The sequence below is a fragment of the Rhodospirillaceae bacterium genome, from assembly GCA_016722635.1.
In the GTDB taxonomy this organism is placed as follows: Bacteria; Pseudomonadota; Alphaproteobacteria; order JAEUKQ01; family JAEUKQ01; genus JAEUKQ01.
The window spans coordinates 78,604-97,563 of record JADKIX010000003.1 but is presented as its reverse complement, the minus strand read 5'-3'; the positions used below and the strand labels follow the sequence as shown (position 1 = coordinate 97,563).

Annotated in this window: 15 protein-coding genes; 1 reads left to right on the top strand and 14 read right to left on the bottom strand. The window is 39.2% G+C overall.

Annotated elements, in window-relative coordinates; all coding sequences use genetic code 11:
- The first annotated feature begins 156 nt into the window (after nucleotides 1-156).
- A complete protein-coding gene (gene hpnH / locus IPP67_00780) occupies nucleotides 157-1,332 on the top strand; it encodes an adenosyl-hopene transferase HpnH (protein ID MBL0337742.1) in 1,176 nt (391 codons plus the stop codon).
- Here the strand turns inward: hpnH and IPP67_00775 are convergent.
- From IPP67_00775 to IPP67_00710, 14 genes are all read right to left on the bottom strand, one after another.
- Nucleotides 1,279-1,959, bottom strand: a complete 681-nt coding sequence (locus IPP67_00775; protein MBL0337741.1) for a hypothetical protein — start codon at nucleotides 1,957-1,959, stop codon at nucleotides 1,279-1,281. The genes hpnH and IPP67_00775 overlap by 54 nt on opposite strands.
- 12 nt (nucleotides 1,960-1,971) lie before the next feature.
- Nucleotides 1,972-4,092, bottom strand: a complete 2,121-nt coding sequence (locus IPP67_00770; protein MBL0337740.1) for a CHASE domain-containing protein — start codon at nucleotides 4,090-4,092, stop codon at nucleotides 1,972-1,974.
- Nucleotides 4,093-4,110: 18 nt separating this feature from the next.
- Nucleotides 4,111-6,051 (bottom strand): squalene--hopene cyclase, encoded by a 1,941-nt coding sequence (gene shc / locus IPP67_00765; protein ID MBL0337739.1) that lies wholly within the window; start codon nucleotides 6,049-6,051, stop codon nucleotides 4,111-4,113.
- Between the two features lie 68 nt (nucleotides 6,052-6,119).
- Nucleotides 6,120-7,340: an FAD-dependent oxidoreductase gene (locus IPP67_00760; protein MBL0337738.1), complete on the bottom strand. Its 1,221-nt coding sequence runs from the start codon at nucleotides 7,338-7,340 to the stop codon at nucleotides 6,120-6,122.
- A 44-nt stretch (nucleotides 7,341-7,384) separates the two neighbouring features.
- Nucleotides 7,385-8,284 carry a squalene/phytoene synthase family protein gene (locus IPP67_00755; GenBank protein ID MBL0337737.1) on the bottom strand — a complete coding sequence of 300 codons (900 nt, stop codon included), beginning with the start codon at nucleotides 8,282-8,284 and terminating at the stop codon, nucleotides 7,385-7,387.
- A 38-nt stretch (nucleotides 8,285-8,322) separates the two neighbouring features.
- Nucleotides 8,323-9,519, bottom strand: coding sequence for a glycosyltransferase (locus tag IPP67_00750; GenBank protein MBL0337736.1), 1,197 nt, complete (start codon nucleotides 9,517-9,519; stop codon nucleotides 8,323-8,325).
- A gap of 16 nt (nucleotides 9,520-9,535) precedes the next feature.
- Complete coding sequence (locus tag IPP67_00745; protein ID MBL0337735.1) at nucleotides 9,536-11,434, bottom strand: 1-deoxy-D-xylulose-5-phosphate synthase; 1,899 nt, start codon at nucleotides 11,432-11,434, stop codon at nucleotides 9,536-9,538.
- A gap of 77 nt (nucleotides 11,435-11,511) precedes the next feature.
- A complete protein-coding gene (hpnC, locus tag IPP67_00740) occupies nucleotides 11,512-12,393 on the bottom strand; it encodes a squalene synthase HpnC (protein ID MBL0337734.1) in 882 nt (293 codons plus the stop codon).
- Nucleotide 12,394: 1 nt separating this feature from the next.
- Nucleotides 12,395-13,762: a hypothetical protein gene (locus IPP67_00735; protein MBL0337733.1), complete on the bottom strand. Its 1,368-nt coding sequence runs from the start codon at nucleotides 13,760-13,762 to the stop codon at nucleotides 12,395-12,397.
- Nucleotides 13,653-14,909, bottom strand: coding sequence for an MMPL family transporter (locus IPP67_00730; GenBank protein MBL0337732.1), 1,257 nt, complete (start codon nucleotides 14,907-14,909; stop codon nucleotides 13,653-13,655). The genes IPP67_00735 and IPP67_00730 overlap by 110 nt, the downstream gene beginning before the upstream one ends.
- A gap of 130 nt (nucleotides 14,910-15,039) precedes the next feature.
- Nucleotides 15,040-15,708 carry an ABC transporter substrate-binding protein gene (locus tag IPP67_00725; GenBank protein MBL0337731.1) on the bottom strand — a complete coding sequence of 223 codons (669 nt, stop codon included), beginning with the start codon at nucleotides 15,706-15,708 and terminating at the stop codon, nucleotides 15,040-15,042.
- Between the two features lie 197 nt (nucleotides 15,709-15,905).
- Nucleotides 15,906-17,534, bottom strand: a complete 1,629-nt coding sequence (locus IPP67_00720; GenBank protein MBL0337730.1) for a CTP synthase — start codon at nucleotides 17,532-17,534, stop codon at nucleotides 15,906-15,908.
- Between the two features lie 66 nt (nucleotides 17,535-17,600).
- Entirely contained in the window at nucleotides 17,601-17,936 is a 336-nt protein-coding gene (secG, locus tag IPP67_00715) for a preprotein translocase subunit SecG (protein MBL0337729.1), read from the bottom strand.
- Between the two features lie 161 nt (nucleotides 17,937-18,097).
- Entirely contained in the window at nucleotides 18,098-18,871 is a 774-nt protein-coding gene (locus IPP67_00710; GenBank protein MBL0337728.1) for a triose-phosphate isomerase, read from the bottom strand.
- Nucleotides 18,872-18,960 lie beyond the last annotated feature (89 nt).

Here is an 18,960-nt window from a genome sequence, read left to right as displayed (position 1 = left end):
ATATAATAGTATTTTCTGGATAAATGTTTCAACCAAGCAATAATATTTTGTGACATCCTAAAAAAAATATGTTACCAAGAAAATTGAAAATTAATTTGTTTCTATTCTTATTGGTTATGACTTTACTTAAACGACAGATATAAGAGGAGTTTCCCCTTGTCTATACCTATCATCCAGCAATTACGAGTTGGCAGCTATATTATGAGGCAGCGGCTGAAAGGGGTTAAAAAGTATCCTCTGGTTTTAATGTTGGAGCCTTTGTTCCGTTGTAACTTGGCCTGCTCGGGCTGCGGCAAGATTGATTATCCCGATGAAATACTGAATAAGCGTTTGTCCTTGAAAGAATGTTTGGACGCGGTTGACGAGTGCGGAGCCCCTATTGTTTCAATTCCTGGTGGTGAACCCCTGTTGCATAAAGAAATGGGGGAGATTGTGGCAGGGATTGTGGCGCGCAAGAAATTTGTTTATTTATGCACGAATGCTTTGTTGCTGGAAAAAAAGATGGATCTTTTTAAGCCCAGCCCTTATTTGACTTTCTCTATTCATTTAGATGGTTTGAAACAGGAACATGACAAGTCAGTTTGCCAAGATGGCGTTTTTGATCGTTGTGTTTCGGCTATTAAAGAAGCCAAAAAACGTGGTTTTCGCGTGAATGTCAATTGCACCCTTTTCAATAATGCCAATCCGGAACGAGTGGTTGCCTTTTTTGACTGGTGCAAACAAGAAAAGATTGACGGTATAACGGTTTCCCCCGGTTATGCGTATGAACGCGCCCCTGATCAAGGGCATTTCCTTAATCGCCTTCAAACCAAAGAACTGTTCCGCAATGTATTGAAGGATTCCAAGAAGAAAAAATGGGATTTCAGTCAATCCATGATGTTTTTAGATTTTCTGGCTGGCAACCAATCTTATCATTGTACACCTTGGAGCAACCCCACACGCAACGTATTTGGCTGGCAACGCCCTTGTTATTTACTTGGAGAGGGCTACGCTGAATCGTTCAAAGAATTGATGACTACTACCAATTGGGATTCTTATGGGACCGGCAATTACGAAAAATGTGCAGATTGTATGGTTCATTGCGGATATGAAGGCTCAGCCATCAATGATACGTTAGATAATCCCTTAAAAGTTATGAAAGTTAAGTTGTTTGGCATTAAGACCAAAGGTAAAATGGCCAAGGAAATTGATTTAAGCAAACAAAGAAAGGCAGATTGGATTTTTGATAAGCAGGTTGAAAACTTTTTATCAGACGTTCATTTGGCAACGCCTACTAAATCAAAAGCCACCGAAAGCAAAGTCCGGGCAAAAGAGCCTAGCAACATAGTTTAGTCTTCGCCTTGCTAAATAAAACTGCCTACCAAGATCAAGGAACTCTTTCAAAAGTTTGGGTTCCTTAAGAAGGATTTTGATTATGCCCTTGCTGTCTATTTTTCCATCTGCCTGAAATAAAGCGGCAATCTTGGGGTGTATTTTTTTTTGGGCTGGATCTAAAATAACCCGAATAATAGTAAATGGAATTTGGTAAGCATGAGCAATCTCTGCCATTGCATAACTTTCCATATCAACAGCCACAGCATTGGTCTGATGAAAAACATCTATTTTCTGTTGTGGGTCAATAATGGGATATTTTGATCCTAAAATAGTACCTGTTGAATAAAAGCCACCCAATTGAGCGCCAATTTTATTACCCCACTTGGCCGACGTTAGTATTTCCTGGCCCGATAGGGTAGCAACAGATTTTGCAACAATAACCGTGCCCACATCTAAATCAGGATCCAAGCCACCCGCAAAACCAAAACTAACCAATCCCTCCACCTGTTGTTCAATAAAACCTTGGGTTAGACTTTTGACTTTTTTCTCATTTCCACCCGCAACTCCTACAAATTTTTGGGGAAAATCTTTTAATAAAGCTGCTTCAAGCCCCATTCCCACGATAATTGCAATTTCTTGTTTCAATTATTTTTATCTTTATAAAGAAACAGAAATCGGGTTAGGAAAAAGTAACTTTACCGTCGTTCCTTTTCCAGGAGTGCTATCAATTTCTAAATGGCCTTTATGTAGTTCAATCAGCATTTTGACCATCGGCAACCCTAAACCTGTTCCTTGCTGGGTTTTAGTTAATTGATTTTCAATCTGTCCGAAAGGTTCAATTGCGGTAACAACATCTTCTTTAGTCATACCGATACCAGTATCGGTTACACTGGCTATCACAGCAGAACCGTCATTTGTTTTGGCAAATTCTAATCGGACTGCCCCACCCTTAGGGGTAAATTTACAAGCATTTGACAGCAAATTAACCAGCATTTGTTTCATCGCGCGGGGATCGGCATATATTTTTTCAATATTATCAAAAACTTTGCTAGATAAAGACAAGGATTTTTTGGCAGCCATACCCTCAATTAACGACATACAAGACTTATTAATACTGGAAATATCCAACCATTCACAATATATCTCCATTTTACCAGCTTCAATTTTTGCTAAGTCCAGGATATCATTGATCAATGATAGTAAATGCGTGCCACTATTATAAATATCTTGAGCATAGATAACGTAACGAGGTTGCTGTATTTCACCAAACATTTGTTTGGAGATAATTTCTGAAAATCCGATAATCGCATTTAATGGTGTTCGTAACTCATGGCTCATAAGAGCTAGGAATTCAGATTTTGATCGATTGGCCATTTGGGCCCTTTCCCTTTCTCGAATGGCCTCATCCCTTGCCCTAGCCAAAGCCATTTCCGCATTTTTTCGAGCGGTTATATCGCGGAAGAACCAAACCCAGCCATAGTGATTCAAATCTTGATTTTTTAAAAGGGCGGCATGGATCTCTAAAACCCGTCCGTCGTTTAGGCTTATTTCATCATCGTAACCGGATGTTTTGGTTAATTCAGAGTTCGTCGTCATTGCCTCAATAATTGATTGCGATTTTTTCTGAACTAGGTCCAACATCAAATTTTTTATTTCATCGACAGATTTGCCCTCCAAGCCCGTCAGCATTATCCGCCAAATATCTACAAATTTTTTATTATGGGAGACAATTTTCAGTTCCGGATTGATAACTATAATCCCATCCACGGAAACTTCTTGTTGTACCTGTAATAATAAATTACGCTGGGCCAAATATTGATCCCTTTGGCGTAACTCGTCTGTCGTTAAAGAAAGCGCTTCAACATATTGTTTTAAAGATTGATTTTTTGAAACGACAAAAAAGCTTAAAAATCCCACGATAAGGGATGAGATTAACCCAATACCAATAAGAGTAGAACGGTTAGGTGATTGAAATGACCATCCATCCTTAGGAATTGCGGCCATTTGCCAAGAACCGCCTGGCAAGGAAATATCAACTATTACGGGATTTTCCAAAAAAACCCTGCTGTCGCCAACAAAAATCCCTCCGGAAGATCCCTTGCCGTCAACTCCACGAATTGCCAGTTTCAGCTCATTTGCCGCATCAGAAAAACGAATCTCTGTTAGCATGGTTGAATATTTAATAACGATGGCAATTTGGCCCCAATATGAAAGGGCTTGAATTTCGTTTTCTTCAGCCGATAAAAAAACCGGCAACCATGCAACAAAAGTTTTTTCCCCGTCAATCATTTCCAAGGGACCTGCCATAACGGAATTGCCTGAGGCCATCGCTAAACGAAAAATTTGAAATAACTTTTGGTAATCGCCAATATTTTGACCAATCAGAATAGAATTCCCAGTTCTTGGATAACTGTCCGTAATATGGGTATTGCGGATCAAAAGAATTTTTAAAGAAACCGGACTTTTTGCATACATATCTTTTGCAAAAGCTTGAAATTCTTCTTCTGTTATATCTCCATGGATAGAAATAAATGTGTTTAAACTTTGGGATAGCAAAAGAGTGCTGTTTAAAGTGCTTTCCAAACGCGACCGAACGACGCTTGCCCTATCCAGCACCGCATTCCGTTGCGATTGGACAAACCTTTCCTGGTCAATGCGGTCAATGTAAAACAGCCCAACCAAAATACCACTCATGGGGACAATGATCGCTATTAAAGGTAATAGTCTGCGAGGTGACTTAAACAAACCAATCACACTGCTCCATAAAAATCTTCTCAAACAACCTCCCTAACTTTTTTACATCCCATAGATGGAACGGCTATTATTTGAATTCTTTAAGTTTCGATAACGTGATAAGGCCCATAAAGGAAAATAACGGGCATATCCATGATATTTCAAATAAAAAACGCGTGGAAACCCAACTGAAGTAAATAAATCTTCTTGCCAACGACCTTTTTCACGTGGGCAATTGATCAAATATTTTATTCCTTTTTCAACAGCCTCATGCCCAACTTGACCAGCCGCCATTAAACCTAATAAAGCCCAGGCAGTTTGCGAGGGGGTACTTGCTTTACATTCTTGTTTTCTCTCCACCCAATAACTTGCACCATCCTCCCCCCACCCCCCATCTGGGTTTTGCCGTGCGAATAACCAATCAATTGCTTTTTGAATGTATGGTTGCCCCATATCTTCATCTACAGCGTTTAAGGCACATAAAACCGACCAAGTACCATAAATATAGTTGGTGCCCCACCTGCCAAACCACGATCCATCTTTTTCTTGATTTTTCTTAAGGTATTTCATGGCTTTTACCATTAGAATATCATCCTTTTTAACGCCCAATTGCGCTAAAAAACTAATGCAGCGAGCGCTAACATCTGCCGTGGGCGGATCTAATAAAGCACCATGATCCGAAAAAGGAATATGATTTAAATAATAATGATGGTTATCTATATCAAAAGCGCCCCATCCCCCATTATGTGATTGCATTCCTTTAATCCAGGTTGATGCTATATCAATTTGTTCTAAATAATGATGACGATCCGCACGGTCCAAGATCATTCCCACCACAGCAGTATCATCGACATCTGGATAATAAGCATTGTTATATTGAAACGCCCATCCCCCCGGTTTCAGATCAGGCGTTTTGACTGCCCAATCGCCCTTAATATCAGTAATTTGTTTGTGCTTTAACCAATCCAACCCTTTCATAATTGTTGGAGCGTGGTTAGCTTCCCCCGCTTCAACTAACGTATGTAAGGTTAAAGCTGTATCCCACACAGGTGAAACACAGGGTTGACAGTAAGCCATATCTTTTTCTTGATCAATAATCAAAAGTTTATCGATGGATTTTTTAGCCGCAACAAATTGCGGATTATTTTTTGGATAGCCCATGGCTTCCATGGCCATCACGGAATTTGCCATTGCTGGAAAGATTGCTCCCAAGCCATCTTCTGCATTTAAACGTTCTGAAAACCAATCCGTAGCCAGTTGCAATGCTTTTTTACGCGTTTTTTTAGGGAAGACGGGCTCCACAATTTTTAACAATTTATCAAGCCCCAAGAATAATCGTCCCCAAAGAAAATGACCCGTATTTGTTAAGTATTTGCGCTGCTTATCCGGTGGGATAACAAATAATTCGTCAATCCTAACCCGTTTAGGATTTTTTGCCCTGGGTTTTAAATTCATTAACACCAACAAGGGTACGATAACAGTTCGGGACCAATAAGAAACCTTATCCAAATGAAACGGAAACCATTTAGGCAGCAACATAATTTCAATTGGCATAGTTGGCACGGCCCGCCAAGGCAGTAGCCCAAAAATTGCTAACGCAATTCTGGTAAAAACATTTGCTGATGCAGCGCCGCCTTTGGCTAAAATAGCATTCCTGGCTCTACGCATATGAGATGTATTGGGATCATCGCCAACTAGTTTTAAGGCAAAATAAGCCTTGACGCTGGCACTTAAATCCATGTCTCCTTTGTGGAAAAGTGGCCACCCTCCATGATCTTCTTGCGTGTGGCGAAGGTACCGGGCAATTTTTTCTTCAATTTTAGGATTGGGTTCATCTAAAAAATGTTGCAACATGATGTATTCAGCAGGAATGGTAGCGTCCGCTTCCAATTCAAAAATCCAATGGCCATCCCCCGCTTGTTGCTTCTTTAGGTGCAAACGATTTTCATTAATTAAATTGTCTAATTGAACATCAAAACTAACTTGTCTTACCATCGGATCCATCTTTTAAAAGCGAATTTTCGGATTTTATCTTATCATCAGATATTCACAAGAAAAACAATTTTCAAAATTTATAATAAAAACGATGCAACCTTCTTTCCAGAACTGATTGCCCCCTCTATTGTTGCTGGTAAATTTGTATCCGTCCAGTCGCCTGCTAAGTAAAAATTAGGGATTGAGGTTACACATGAAGGACGGTTAAAACGGCAATTATGGGAGGTTTGTAAAAAAGTCGCCCTTTTCTCCATAATAACCCTACTCTTGATATAAGATAGTTGCTCAATACCATAATAAATTTTTATAGATTTTTTGACCTCATGCCAAATGTGATCTACCTCTATCTTTTCATCCATATCGTTAGCAGCACTTTTGGTAATTGAAATCAAATTTGGCCGAAGGAATATCCAATCACTGATGCCATGGGTTAATCCAATTATACTGGGTAGTTGGGATAAAAATTTTCCCCAAACATCTGGTAAAACAGAAAAATGAACATTGAATATAGATTCATATTCTTGAGGATGAGCAATAGGAAGATTTAATTTGTTAATGATATAGGGAGGGACTGCTAGAATAACCTTATCATCTGAGTTAATTGCTACAGTTTTCCCAGCAAAAACCAACTTGGGAGCCTTATCCGTAAAATCTATTGCTTTTAAAGGACAGTGAAAAAACGTCTGTACCTGAAATTTTTCTAAATAGTCTAAAGCGGGCTCAATAAAAATTTTTGATAAACCGATTTTGCTGATAAAGGGTTGAATACCTCCCTTTTCAAAAAATATTTTTTTTAATGTTTTACCAAAAACTTTAGCTGATGCTTGCTCTGGTTTTGCATTCATGATTGCTAATGTTAGGGGTTGCCATAATTTCTCATACAAAATTTTGTTAGAACCTAAAGATTGGCTGACCGTGCTTGAAGGTTTGGCAATAAATATTTTTATGATTTCTAAATAATCCAGCGCAGCGCTTTTTGAAAAACGGCGGGACTTTGAAAAAATCCACCAGGGAATTCTGCCGACAGTTGGTTTTATGGCAGACATGGTTTCCTTGGATAAATCAATCATATTGAATTCAAGGGGCAATCGATGAAACACACGGTCGATGTCAACTTTTAAGATATTTAAATAATTAAATATTTCATGATTAGCTCCCAGAATAAGGTGGTTGCCATTATCAATTTCTTGGCCAAGAATTAAATCATCAAAAGAACGGCATCGTCCACCCGCTTGTCCGGCAGCCTCGTATAAGATAATATCCTTGGCACCTTTAGCTAAATTTACGGCGGCTGACAATCCGGCAAGGCCTGCCCCAATGATGTGAATGGTCATAATATGCTTTAAAATACCTGCTGTAACATAAGCCTTATTTTTTCAAATTTTGTTAACCGCACCTTCTGATGAAAATTTTCTAAGCCGCGCTTCTCCATTTTTTGTAAGATTTTTTTGTACATGATTGCCATAAGTCGCATGGGGCGTTTTTGTTCCTTGGTAAAATTATTCATACAGGAATCAGCATATTTAAAATGGGCAAAAGCTTGTTGATAGATTTCTTGACAGACAAGCTTAATATGAGGATGACTCAGAATTTGATCGATATCTTGCCCGTCTATAGGAACTTGATGTTTCAATAATAATTCCTTCGGTAAATAAAGCCGGGAAGACAAAGAATCAGGCTCAACATCCCGCAAAATATTGGTTAATTGCAAAGCCCGCCCTAAATGGTAGGCAATGACCTTGCCAGCTTTAGGGGGAATACCAAATATCCTGGTTGACAAATGCCCCACCACTCCTGCAACCCTTGCACAATAAAGGTCTAATTCGGCACAGGTAGGAGCAAAAATAGGCCCGTTTAAATCCATCTCCATTCCGGAAATTAGTGCACATAAATCTTCTTTTAATAGATTATATTCTTGAACCGCAATAGCCAACTCCCTACCAATGGATGTCCGACATTTTTTTTTAGAAAAAATTCTTTGAACTTCTTCTTTCCAGAAATCCAGTGTTTGAAAATCAATGGAAGAATTTTCAGAAGAGGAACCCAAGGCAATTTTATCACTATCTCCATCCGCAATATCATCCAAAATCCGACAAAAAGCATAAATTGCGTACATAGCAAATCGTTGTTGGGAGTGAAGGAATCGCATTCCCCAATAGAAGGAACTGCCACTATTGCGAACGATCCCTGCAACCTCTAATCGATCATTCTTGCATATCTCTTGCGGTTCAGGACGGGTCATATAAAAACGGAGATAATAAAAGTAATAAAAAATTCATTTTATCCATTTGCTTGTAAGCGCCCCTTCCAATTTCCACCTTTACCGACTTTATGAAGATAAGCGGAATGAATTGTCATCATTAGATAAAAAAAAGCAGCTATGGGCAAGAATAAAGACCAAATTTTAGGCAATTGATATAAATTGAGCGTTGGCAGATAAGTTCTTATCATTAAAATAATGGTCAGAAAAGATAAAAAAAGGTACAGCCAGTTAAATATAACCAGGGATAAAATAATGAAAATCCACGGCAGTAAGTAGGTAGCCACCATCCCTACACAAGTTAAAATCAATAAAATAAAAGAGTTATCTAATTGTCTGTAAGCAGATCTTGTAACCATGCGCCATAATTGGTTTAAATTTTCGTATGGCCTAGCCGCGATACTGGTGTTCGTCAAACCCAACCAGAGTTGTCCCCCGGAGTTTTTGACTTTCTTGGCCAAGGAGCAATCATCAATTAACTGATTCCTTATCGAAGCAACACCCCCGATTTTTTCCAAAGTTTTCTGGCGTATTAAAATACATCCACCAGCCGCAGCAGCAATTTTGCTTTTATCTGATGAAACAGCTGCAAAAGGGTACAGTTTTTGGAAAAAATAAATAAAAGCTGGGATCAAAAGCTTTTCCCAAAAAATTTTGGCAGATAATTTGACCATCACCGAAACAAGATCCACCCTTTTCTCCTGCACAATTGATAGCAAATGAGACAAAGTTTGTGGATGGTGAATAACATCCGCATCAGTCAACCAAACATAAACATCTTGCTGTTCATTGGCTAGCGATAGATCGGAAATCTTTTGAATCCCTTGGTGAACAGCCCATAATTTACCTGTCCAACCTGCAATTAAGGGTTTTCCTTGCAATAACAATATTTTTTTTAGCGGATCGGATTCCTTGATAAGCTGATTAATCATCGTTACCGTTTGATCGTCGCTATTATCGTTAATAACAATAATTTTTTTTAGCGCGGGAGAGTTCTGCTGTAAAACAGAAAATAGGGTTTTTTTAATCACTTCTGCTTCATTCCGCGCCGGGATAACTGCAAAAACCTGTAAATCTTTAATCGGATAGGTAGAAATATTTGAGGGAAGAACTATGGGACGCCAGAAAAAATAACGAAAGAACCCCAGATATATCCAAATAAACAAGGGTAATATACAAAAAAACAGCAGTAGCGAATTTGCCATATTTTCTGGCATGATTATATCAATAGCATTATTTTTTAAACGGGATGCCTAAACATAAAGCAGCAGTTTGTACGATATGTTTAGCTTGCAATCCACATTTTTCATATTGTTTATCCTGGGTATCATGATCCAGAAATACATCGGATAAAACCATTGACCTAACCTTTAAACCTTTATCAAGCAATCCCTTATTAGCTAAGAAATGTAAAACAAAACTTCCAAACCCACCAACCGATCCCTCTTCAATCGTGATCAGTACTTGGTGTTCTTTGGCCAGGCGTGCAATAAGCTCATGATCTAAAGGTTTGGCAAATCTTGCGTCAGCCACAGTTGTGGAAACACCCATTTGGGTTAAAATATCATGGGCTTTAAGGCTTTCAGCCAAACGTGCCCCATAAGATAAGATGGCCACTTTATTACCTTCACGAATAATCCTGCCTTTACCAATAGGTAAAACCTCCCCTCGTTCCGGCCTGAATTGCCCGCTGGCATCCCCACGGGGATAACGAAAGGCAGAAGGCCGGTCGTTAATTTCAGCTGCCGTACGCACCATGTGCATGAGTTCAATTTCATCTGCAGCCGCCATTAATACCATGCCGGGTAAACAGCCTAAATAGGCCACATCAAAAGAACCGGCATGTGTCTGTCCATCTGCCCCTACCAACCCCGCCCGATCAATGGCAAAACGTACCGGTAAAGATTGGATGGCCACGTCATGCACGACTTGATCATAACCTCGTTGTAAAAATGTTGAATAAATAGCAGTAAAAGGCTTTAACCCCTCTGCAGCAAGACCAGCAGCAAAAGTGACAGCATGCTGTTCAGCAATCCCAACGTCAAAAGTCCGTTCAGGAAATTTCTTGGCAAAAATATTCAAGCCCGTGCCACTAGGCATGGCGGCTGTAATAGCCATAATTCTCGGATCAATTTCCGCTTCTTTAACCAAAGCTTCCGCAAAAACTTGGGTATAACTAACCGGCGGAGTAGCAGGTTTATGTTGTTTACCGGTTGCTACATCAAATTTAACAACGCCATGATATTTATCAGCAGATGCTTCCGCCGGGCTGTATCCCTTTCCTTTTTGGGTAATTACATGGATTAGAATAGGGCCTGCTTCCCAAGATTTAGCATTTTTCAATACGGGCAATAAATGATCGAAATTATGGCCATCAATCGGACCTACATAATGGAAACCCATTTCTTCAAATAAAGTCCCGCCTGATATGATACCGCGGGCATATTCTTCCGTTTTGGCTACAACATTTGCCAAGCGCGTTGGCAAGTGATGAAAAGTTTCAGAACCCAGTTTTTTTAAGGATTGGTATGATTTGGATGAGATAAGCCTGGAAAAATACGCACTCATGGCACCAACCGGCGGGGCGATCGACATATTATTATCATTCAAAATAACAATTAATTTTTCTTTACGAATTCCCGCATTATTCATGGCTTCATAAACCATGCCCGCGCTCATGGCGCCATCGCCAATAACCGCAATCACATGATTATTTGATTTTTTATAATCCCGTGCGACAGCAAACCCTAAACCTGCTGATATGGAGGTAGAACTATGGGCCGCGCCAAATGGGTCATATTCGCTTTCACTACGTTTGGTAAACCCACTTAACCCATCCCCTTGACGGATCGTTCGAATACGGTCACGGCGACCTGTTAATATTTTATGCGGATAAGCTTGGTGTCCGACATCCCAAATAAGGATATCCCGCGGCGTATCAAAAATGTAATGTAAGGCGACCGTTAGTTCAACAACACCCAAGCCTGCCCCCAGATGCCCACCTGTTAGCGATACCGCTTCAATCGTCTCGCCACGCAATTCATTGGCCAATTGCACCATATCTTCTGGTGGCAATTGCCGCAGATCAGCTGGTGTACGCACTCTATCCAACAAGGGGGTAGAAAAAGGCATAAAAAAATCTCCATCATTTAGATGATGTCATTGGTTATTAGCGCTATAATGATCAGAATTTTTTAAGCTCTGCAACGTTATATTTTCATTTGCAGTAAAATTAATTTTATCCCATAGCTCACAACTGCTTTTCCTGCCAAAACCATGCTAGCTGATTTTGATAATTTCACATGCGATTTCAAGACATCTTGTCGGCGCAGTAATTGAGTTATAGCACACGCAAGTTCAATAATAACTGCGCTTTCAAGTGCCAAACGTCGATTTTTCAAACCACCTGGCAGTCTTTTAGCGATATCCAACAATTCCTCCACTTTATCCAAATATGAATGGAGTAATTTGAGAAAAGCTGGGGGAGATACTTTTTTACTTAAATCATGAAGATCAAATTGAAATTTACTTACCATATCAAGGGGAAGATAAACACGATCTAATGTTACATAATCATCCTGGCAATCTTGGAGATGGTTAATAAGCTGCAGGGCATTGCAAAGAGCATCGGAAAAGATGTAATTAACCCTATTTTCCTGATGGAGATCTAAAAGAAACCGACCAACTGGTGCTGCAGAATGGTTACAATAATTGATCAATTCTTCCCAATTTTGATATCGTGATTTTACGGCATCTTGTCTAAAAGCGGTCAACAAATTAACTGCATGGGTTGGATCAATTTTAAATTGCCGGATGACAGAACCAAAATTTGCAGCAGCGGGGCCAGCACCTGAATAATCAGGGTTGTAAAGTAATTTTTCAAAGAAATCTAGACGTTTGATTTTTTCTTCAGCACTTAATTGCGGGTTATCCGCAATATCATCCCCTGCCCTTGCAAATTGATAAAAAGCTACAATTGGCTTTCTTAAAGCTTTGGCGATTAAATAAGAAGCAACAGGAAAATTTTCTGTTTTAATATTTTTGCCTGAAGGAGTTTCAATTCCTTTATTGTCTGATAGCTGATTGCCCATGTTATATTATTGTATTAGTAACTTTTGGATTTTTTCGAGTCAAAAGAAAGGCTGGCAAGAAAAAAATACTCACAGTTAACGTATATAATAGCGAAATGGCTAATAACAATCCCATATCTGCCGTGCCTGGGTGACTTGAAATTGCTAGGCTGCCAAAAGCTACCCCTGTTGTCAGGGCGCTAAAAATAATTGCCCATGTTATACTGGAGGAAATCAAGCTCTTTTCCCCATTCCTCCATTCCATCACATAATATATTGTAAAAGCTATCCCAATTCCAAGTTGCAAAGGTGTAGTAATAATATTGGCTAAATTAATATGGATATTTAGTAACACACAGGTAGCACCTGTTAAACAGGTGGCCATTAAGGGTGGTAATAATACATATAAAACATGATACAAATTTTTTAGCACCATCCATAAAATTAGGATCGCAGCACTTAAAGCCAATATCGCAGCAAACATAAATGAGTATGTAATGGTGGCAGAAGATTCAATAATATTGGTTGGCAATCCTGTTACATGCGGCGTAATTGCTTTAATGGATTGAAGGAATTTTTCAATATTTTCGGGTTTATCCAACTTAAAGGCCGGATATATGGTCAAGCGGTGGAAGCCATCGGCTGTCACCCAATCTGATCGAATTGACTGCGGAATATCCGCTTCGGTTATCCTTTTGGCTGAAACCAATCTTTTAATCAATAACAGCAAGGGATATACGTTGCCTTGGAATTTCTGCTGAGTGGATAACAACCGATCATCTGGCATGGCAGAAAGATTTTGAAGGGTGACATAAAAATCTCTAAATTTTTGGTCCGTTTCTAGGTAAGGTTTTAATGTTTCCAAGCCAGTAAGAAGTGACTGTTTAATGTCTAGAACTGTTGGGGTTGGTTTTGGATCAACGGGATCCAAAACTGTTCTTAACAGAACCTTCAAATCGTCAATGACCAATAATTTATCTTGCTGATCTTTCGGCACAAATGTCTGTAGAGAGATAACCTTTGAGACAGTAGGTGTTTGTTCAAGTTTTTGAACTGTTTCAGCTAAGTTTACGTTGGGTTCTATAAATACGTCTGTCACATAGGGCGAATAAATTGGATCATTGTATAAGTCTATTAAGGTTGCCATAGATTCGGTTTTAGGATCTTTCAGATTTAAGGGATTGGCATCAAAACGGATGGAAGGTAAAAGCCAGCAAGAACCCATTGTCAAAAGGGCAAACAACAGAATGAAATACCATTTTGATTGAGAGACAAAGGCGTCAATTTGATAAGAAAAACCAAGGGTAACCAAATTTTTCTGCTGGGCAGGACGTAATCGGGCAAGAAGGGCCGGTAGTAGCGTTAAATTTAATAACACCGCAATTATCATGCCAATACCTGCTATTAAACCAAGTTCGGCAACACCTAGATAAGGGGTTGGAATGAAAGAAAAAAATCCCCAAAGATGTTAAAATGGCTGCTAGAATTAAGGAAGGCCCTATGGTCCCAGATGTTTCAAGTAACGATAAATTAAGGTCAGTATTACGATACCGTTCTTTACGAAAACGAACGCAATATTGAATGCCAAAATCAACCGCTAAGCCAACAAAAAGTACAAAAAATGCAATTGAAATAATATTAAAAGGCCCAACCGCAAAAACGGCAAAAATCGTTGTCCCCAACAAGCCTGCCAATAAAGTAACAACAACGGCCAATATTAACCGCCAAGAACGCAAGGCTATGAATAACACGACTAATACCAGTAAAAAAGAAACGATCCCGGCAGTTCCATTGCTTTCTGCAACCGTCGAAAATTCGTCATCCGCTAATGCCACCGCCCCCGTAATGCGAAAATTAGTTTCCGGATACTCAATGTTTACTTTCTGAATGGCCTCTCGAATGTCTTGAACTGCATTTTTACCTGGTGTTAAAGATCCAAAATCCAAAACAGGTTTTATCAGGATAACCTGTCTGGTCGGCATTAAATTGGTTGGCAGTTCCATTTGATCAAAAAAACTAGCTTGGGGCTTATTATTGGAAGAAAATTCATGAATAATAATATTAAGCCTGGCGATGATGGCGGTTGCTTGTGTAAGCGAGATTTTATTCTCCCTCACTCCCAACATAATAAAATCCACAATTTGAATAAAACCCCTTAGGCTATTATCAGCAGCCAAGGTTGCAAGTATCGGTTGAGCATTAGCTAATTGGTCGGAAATTTGTTCAATTTGGTCAATGTTCAGAAATAGCAAGCCGTTATTTTGGAAAAATTCATCTTCTCCCGGAATATTAATCGTTTTCAATCTTGTAGAATTGCTAACTAAATATTGTTTTAATTTTTCTGATGCCTTTAAAGCCTGCAAAGGGGTTGGGTCATCAACAACTATCAACAGATTATTTGCAAAAATAGGAAATAGTTTTTCAAAAGCCAGTTTATCTTTTCGCCAATCTAAGCCAGGGTCAATAATGTCCGTCGTATCAGTATTGATACTAAATTCCTTTAAAGCAAAAAAGCCCAAGGGAAGCAGAATTGCCATATAAAAAGCAATCACTGTCCATGCATTTTTTTGGGAAAACCGAGTTAATTTTACTAAAAGACTTGATAATTTCACGTATTGCAACAACCCATTTAATAGTCAAGAACCCTATAGTAGAGTAGCTTTAATTTTATTTTAAAAGATTTTCAGTTTGTTTTTTGACCGCCAATAATAAAGCATCAACCGATTGGCTGCGGATAACAGATGTATATTCCGACCTTCGCGTGGCCATTTCACTAATGGATCCATTTAATAACACATCCACCACTTTACCTTCTTGGAAAAAATAGTTGATTGATATAGGTTGCCTGGTTTTATCCCCCAGAATCAATTGGGTTTTTACCCATATGCCTTCCCCAGCAGCCGTCGATTCTACTCCGATGATTTCGAAACTTTGGCCACTAAAACTTGAAAAGCGACTAGCATAAGTTGCAATTGACATATCTCCAAAAATACTTACCCAAGAATCTTGTTGGGATTTTGCCATATTAGCCCAATACCTTCCGATAGAAAATTGGGCCATTGAGGAAAAGTTAAAAACTTTTCGGATAATGGGGGCTAAAAATTTTTGTCGCTCTAAAATATTGTTCTTTTTTGTGCCTTCAATTAAATGGTCATGTAATTCCTGGATCAGCTGCCGTGCATTTTTTTCCGCAACATTTTTATTATTTAATTGTGCCAAAAGTATAATTTCTGCTGTTTCCTCTGCTTGAACAGTTTTTTCAAGATTAAAAATTAACGTTCCTAAAACAACTGCCAGTAAAGTTTTGCCCAAATGAACCTGAAAAAAAATGCCCATTTTTATTCCCCGTGCTAAATACCTAAATATATTCCCGTTATCCTATCAATCTTAAGTATCTCGATACTTTTAAATATCGAGCGGTTTATCCCTTAAAGTCACAAAGGTTTTGCAAAAAGGGCAAATACAACAATAAAATTTTCTGCCTATGATACTATCAATCTTTCTTGATAAAGGGCAGATATGTTTTATTATTTTTAAACTAACCTTGACTGTTGCAAGGCTGCATGAATAAAGGAAACAAATAAAGGGTGTGGTTCAAAAGGTTTTGACTTTAGTTCGGGATGAAATTGTACCCCAATGAACCAGGGATGATCAGCCCTTTCTATAATTTCCGGTAGTATATTGTCTTTTGACATACCCGAAAAGATTAATCCTGCTTGCTTCTCAAGTTTTTCACGATACGTAATATTAACTTCATACCGATGGCGATGCCGTTCGGAAATTTTATCTAGTTTGTAGATGTCATAAATCTTGCTGCCGGTTTTCAGGTAGCACTCATAGGCCCCAAGACGCATAGAACCACCTTTATCCGTATGAATAGTACGTTTTTCAAGGGAATTGCCCTTTAACCATTCCTCAAGCAACCCTACCACTGGTTGGCCACAATTACCAAATTCTGTTGAACCAGCGTCTTTAAGACCCAGAATGTTGCGAGCTGTTTCAATAACCGCCATCTGCATACCAAAGCAAATCCCAAAATAGGGAATCTTATTTTCCCTAGCCACCTTGACCGCCTCAATTTTGCCCTTGGTACCTCTTTCACCAAATCCGCCCGGCACTAAAATTCCGTCGCTAGCAAGTAATAATGAACGTTCCTCCCCTTTTTCAATTAGCTCACTATCCAGCCATTGAATATTTACCCTTACATTATTGGTAATGCCGCCATGCCGCAAAGCTTCCGTCAAAGATTTATAAGCATCTGGAACAGACGTGTATTTTCCAACCACCGAAATTGTAACTTCACCCTCTGGCGACCCAATCCGATCAACGATATTTTGCCAAATTTTCAAATTAGGCTTGGCAGATTTTAGTCCAAAATATTTGCAAACCTCTTCATCCAAATTTTCCTGATTATAGGCCAGCGGAACCCGGTAAATTGTGTCAACATCCAAAGCCTGAATGACTTTAGCAGGATCTAAATTGCAAAAAAGTGCGATTTTTTTTCGCGCATCCAAAGGAATGGCGCGTTCACAACGACATAATAAAATATCAGGCTGAATGCCGACGCTCAACAATTCTTTGACGGAATGTTGCGTAGGCTTTGTCTTCAACTCTCCTGCCGCTGATATCCAAGGAACCAACGTCAGATGGATAAAAAGCGTGTTTTGCTTGCCTAATTCATTGCCTAACTGTCTGATGGCTTCCAAGAAAGGTAAACTTTCAATATCACCAACTGTCCCGCCAATTTCACATAGGACAAAATCTTCGTCTTGGGTTTCTGCTTTTATAAATTCTTTGATAGCATCAGTTACATGGGGAATGACCTGGACCGTAGCCCCTAAATAATCCCCCCGACGTTCTTTCGCAATCACTGTTGAAAAAATACGCCCGGATGTAACACTGTCTGCTTTTCTGGATGCAACGCCCGTAAATCTTTCGTAATGCCCCAAATCAAGATCTGTTTCCGCACCATCATCCGTGACATACACTTCACCATGTTGGAAGGGGCTCATAGTACCCGGATCAACATTTAAATATGGATCTAGCTTACGTAAGCGTACTTTAAATCCCCGTGCTTGCAAAAGGGCGCCGAGGGCCGCGGTTGCCAACCCTTTGCCTAATGAAGAAACCACACCGCCCGTAATAAATATATACCGTGCCATCACAACCTAATATGTCTAAAAATATTTTTTCAATAAACGATATGCCACTATTTTATTTTTTCTTAATTATTGGCCGACCGGAATGGAAGGCTGGGTAGTGGAATTAGGGGTCGGTGCAGCTGTAATAGGTGGTGGAATAAAGGTTGGCGGGACAGCCGGGATATCCAAGCCATTTCTATTATCTGCCAAAACCACCAGCGCTAGACTCGTAATAAAAAATAAGGCCGCCAGCCATGCCGTTGTCCGGGTAAGAAAATTAGCCGACCCGCGAGTGGTAAGAAATCCTGACATTCCACCCCCACCGCCCAGACCTAACCCACCCCCTTCGCTCTTTTGCAACAAAATAATTCCAACTAATAAAACGGCTAATATCAAATGAATTACAAGAATTATGGTTGTCATATCTTTCTCTTCAGGTTCTGTGAGGTGGTTATATACCAATTATTAATCAAATTATTACCCTTTTAATTATAAGATAAATTATATTACTGCAAGTAAGACTTCGATAATTATCTAAAATGTCGCTTTTTATCCAAAATTAACGACTACGCTTACATATCAACTTAACTAAGCGATACAGAAGATTTTTTGATAATATCAAAGAAATGATCAGCTTGAAGGCTGGCTCCCCCTACCAATAATCCATCTACTAGCTCCAAGCCAGCAATCAATCCCGCATTATCCGGTTTTACAGACCCCCCATAAATCACTGAAAAAAGCTGGTTGGAAGAAAATTTCACCAAATATGTATAAATATGTTGATGGATAAGGGAAATTTCTTTATCTTCCGGAATTCTTCCAGAGCCTATCGCCCAAACTGGCTCATAAGCGACTACAAATGATTTACTGGCCAATTTTTCTTTAGGCAAGCATTCTTCTAACTGGCGGTTCAGGATTTGGAAAGTTTGCCCTTGATTCTTTTCTTCCTCTGTCTCCCCAATGCAAATAATAGGGATAAGGTTATTTTTTACACAAGCTGAGACCTTCATAGAGATTAGTTGGTTGGTTTCGTTGTGGAACCGCCGCCGTTCTGAATGCCCCACAATAATATATTTGCAACCTAAGGAAGCTAACATTCTAGCCGATACATCGCCTGTAAAAGCTCCTTGTTCTTGCTCGTGACAATCTTGGGCCCCTACAGCAACTTTCAGTTCTACTAGCACATCTTTGACAAGGCTAATAAAGGGAAAGGGTGGAGATATAACAACTCTTATCTGCGAATCATATTTCTCAAGCAGGGTCTTATGAGACAATAATTGCTTGGCAATCAGTGCCGCCTCTAAGGCATTTGCATTCATTTTCCAATTCCCCACAATGAGAAACTTTTTTTCAATCATGAAGATATACCTATTAATTAAAAAGTTATTTTTAAAGATTAAAATCTAGAAACAATGTATAGCTGAAATTTATTTTTAATGCCATCCTG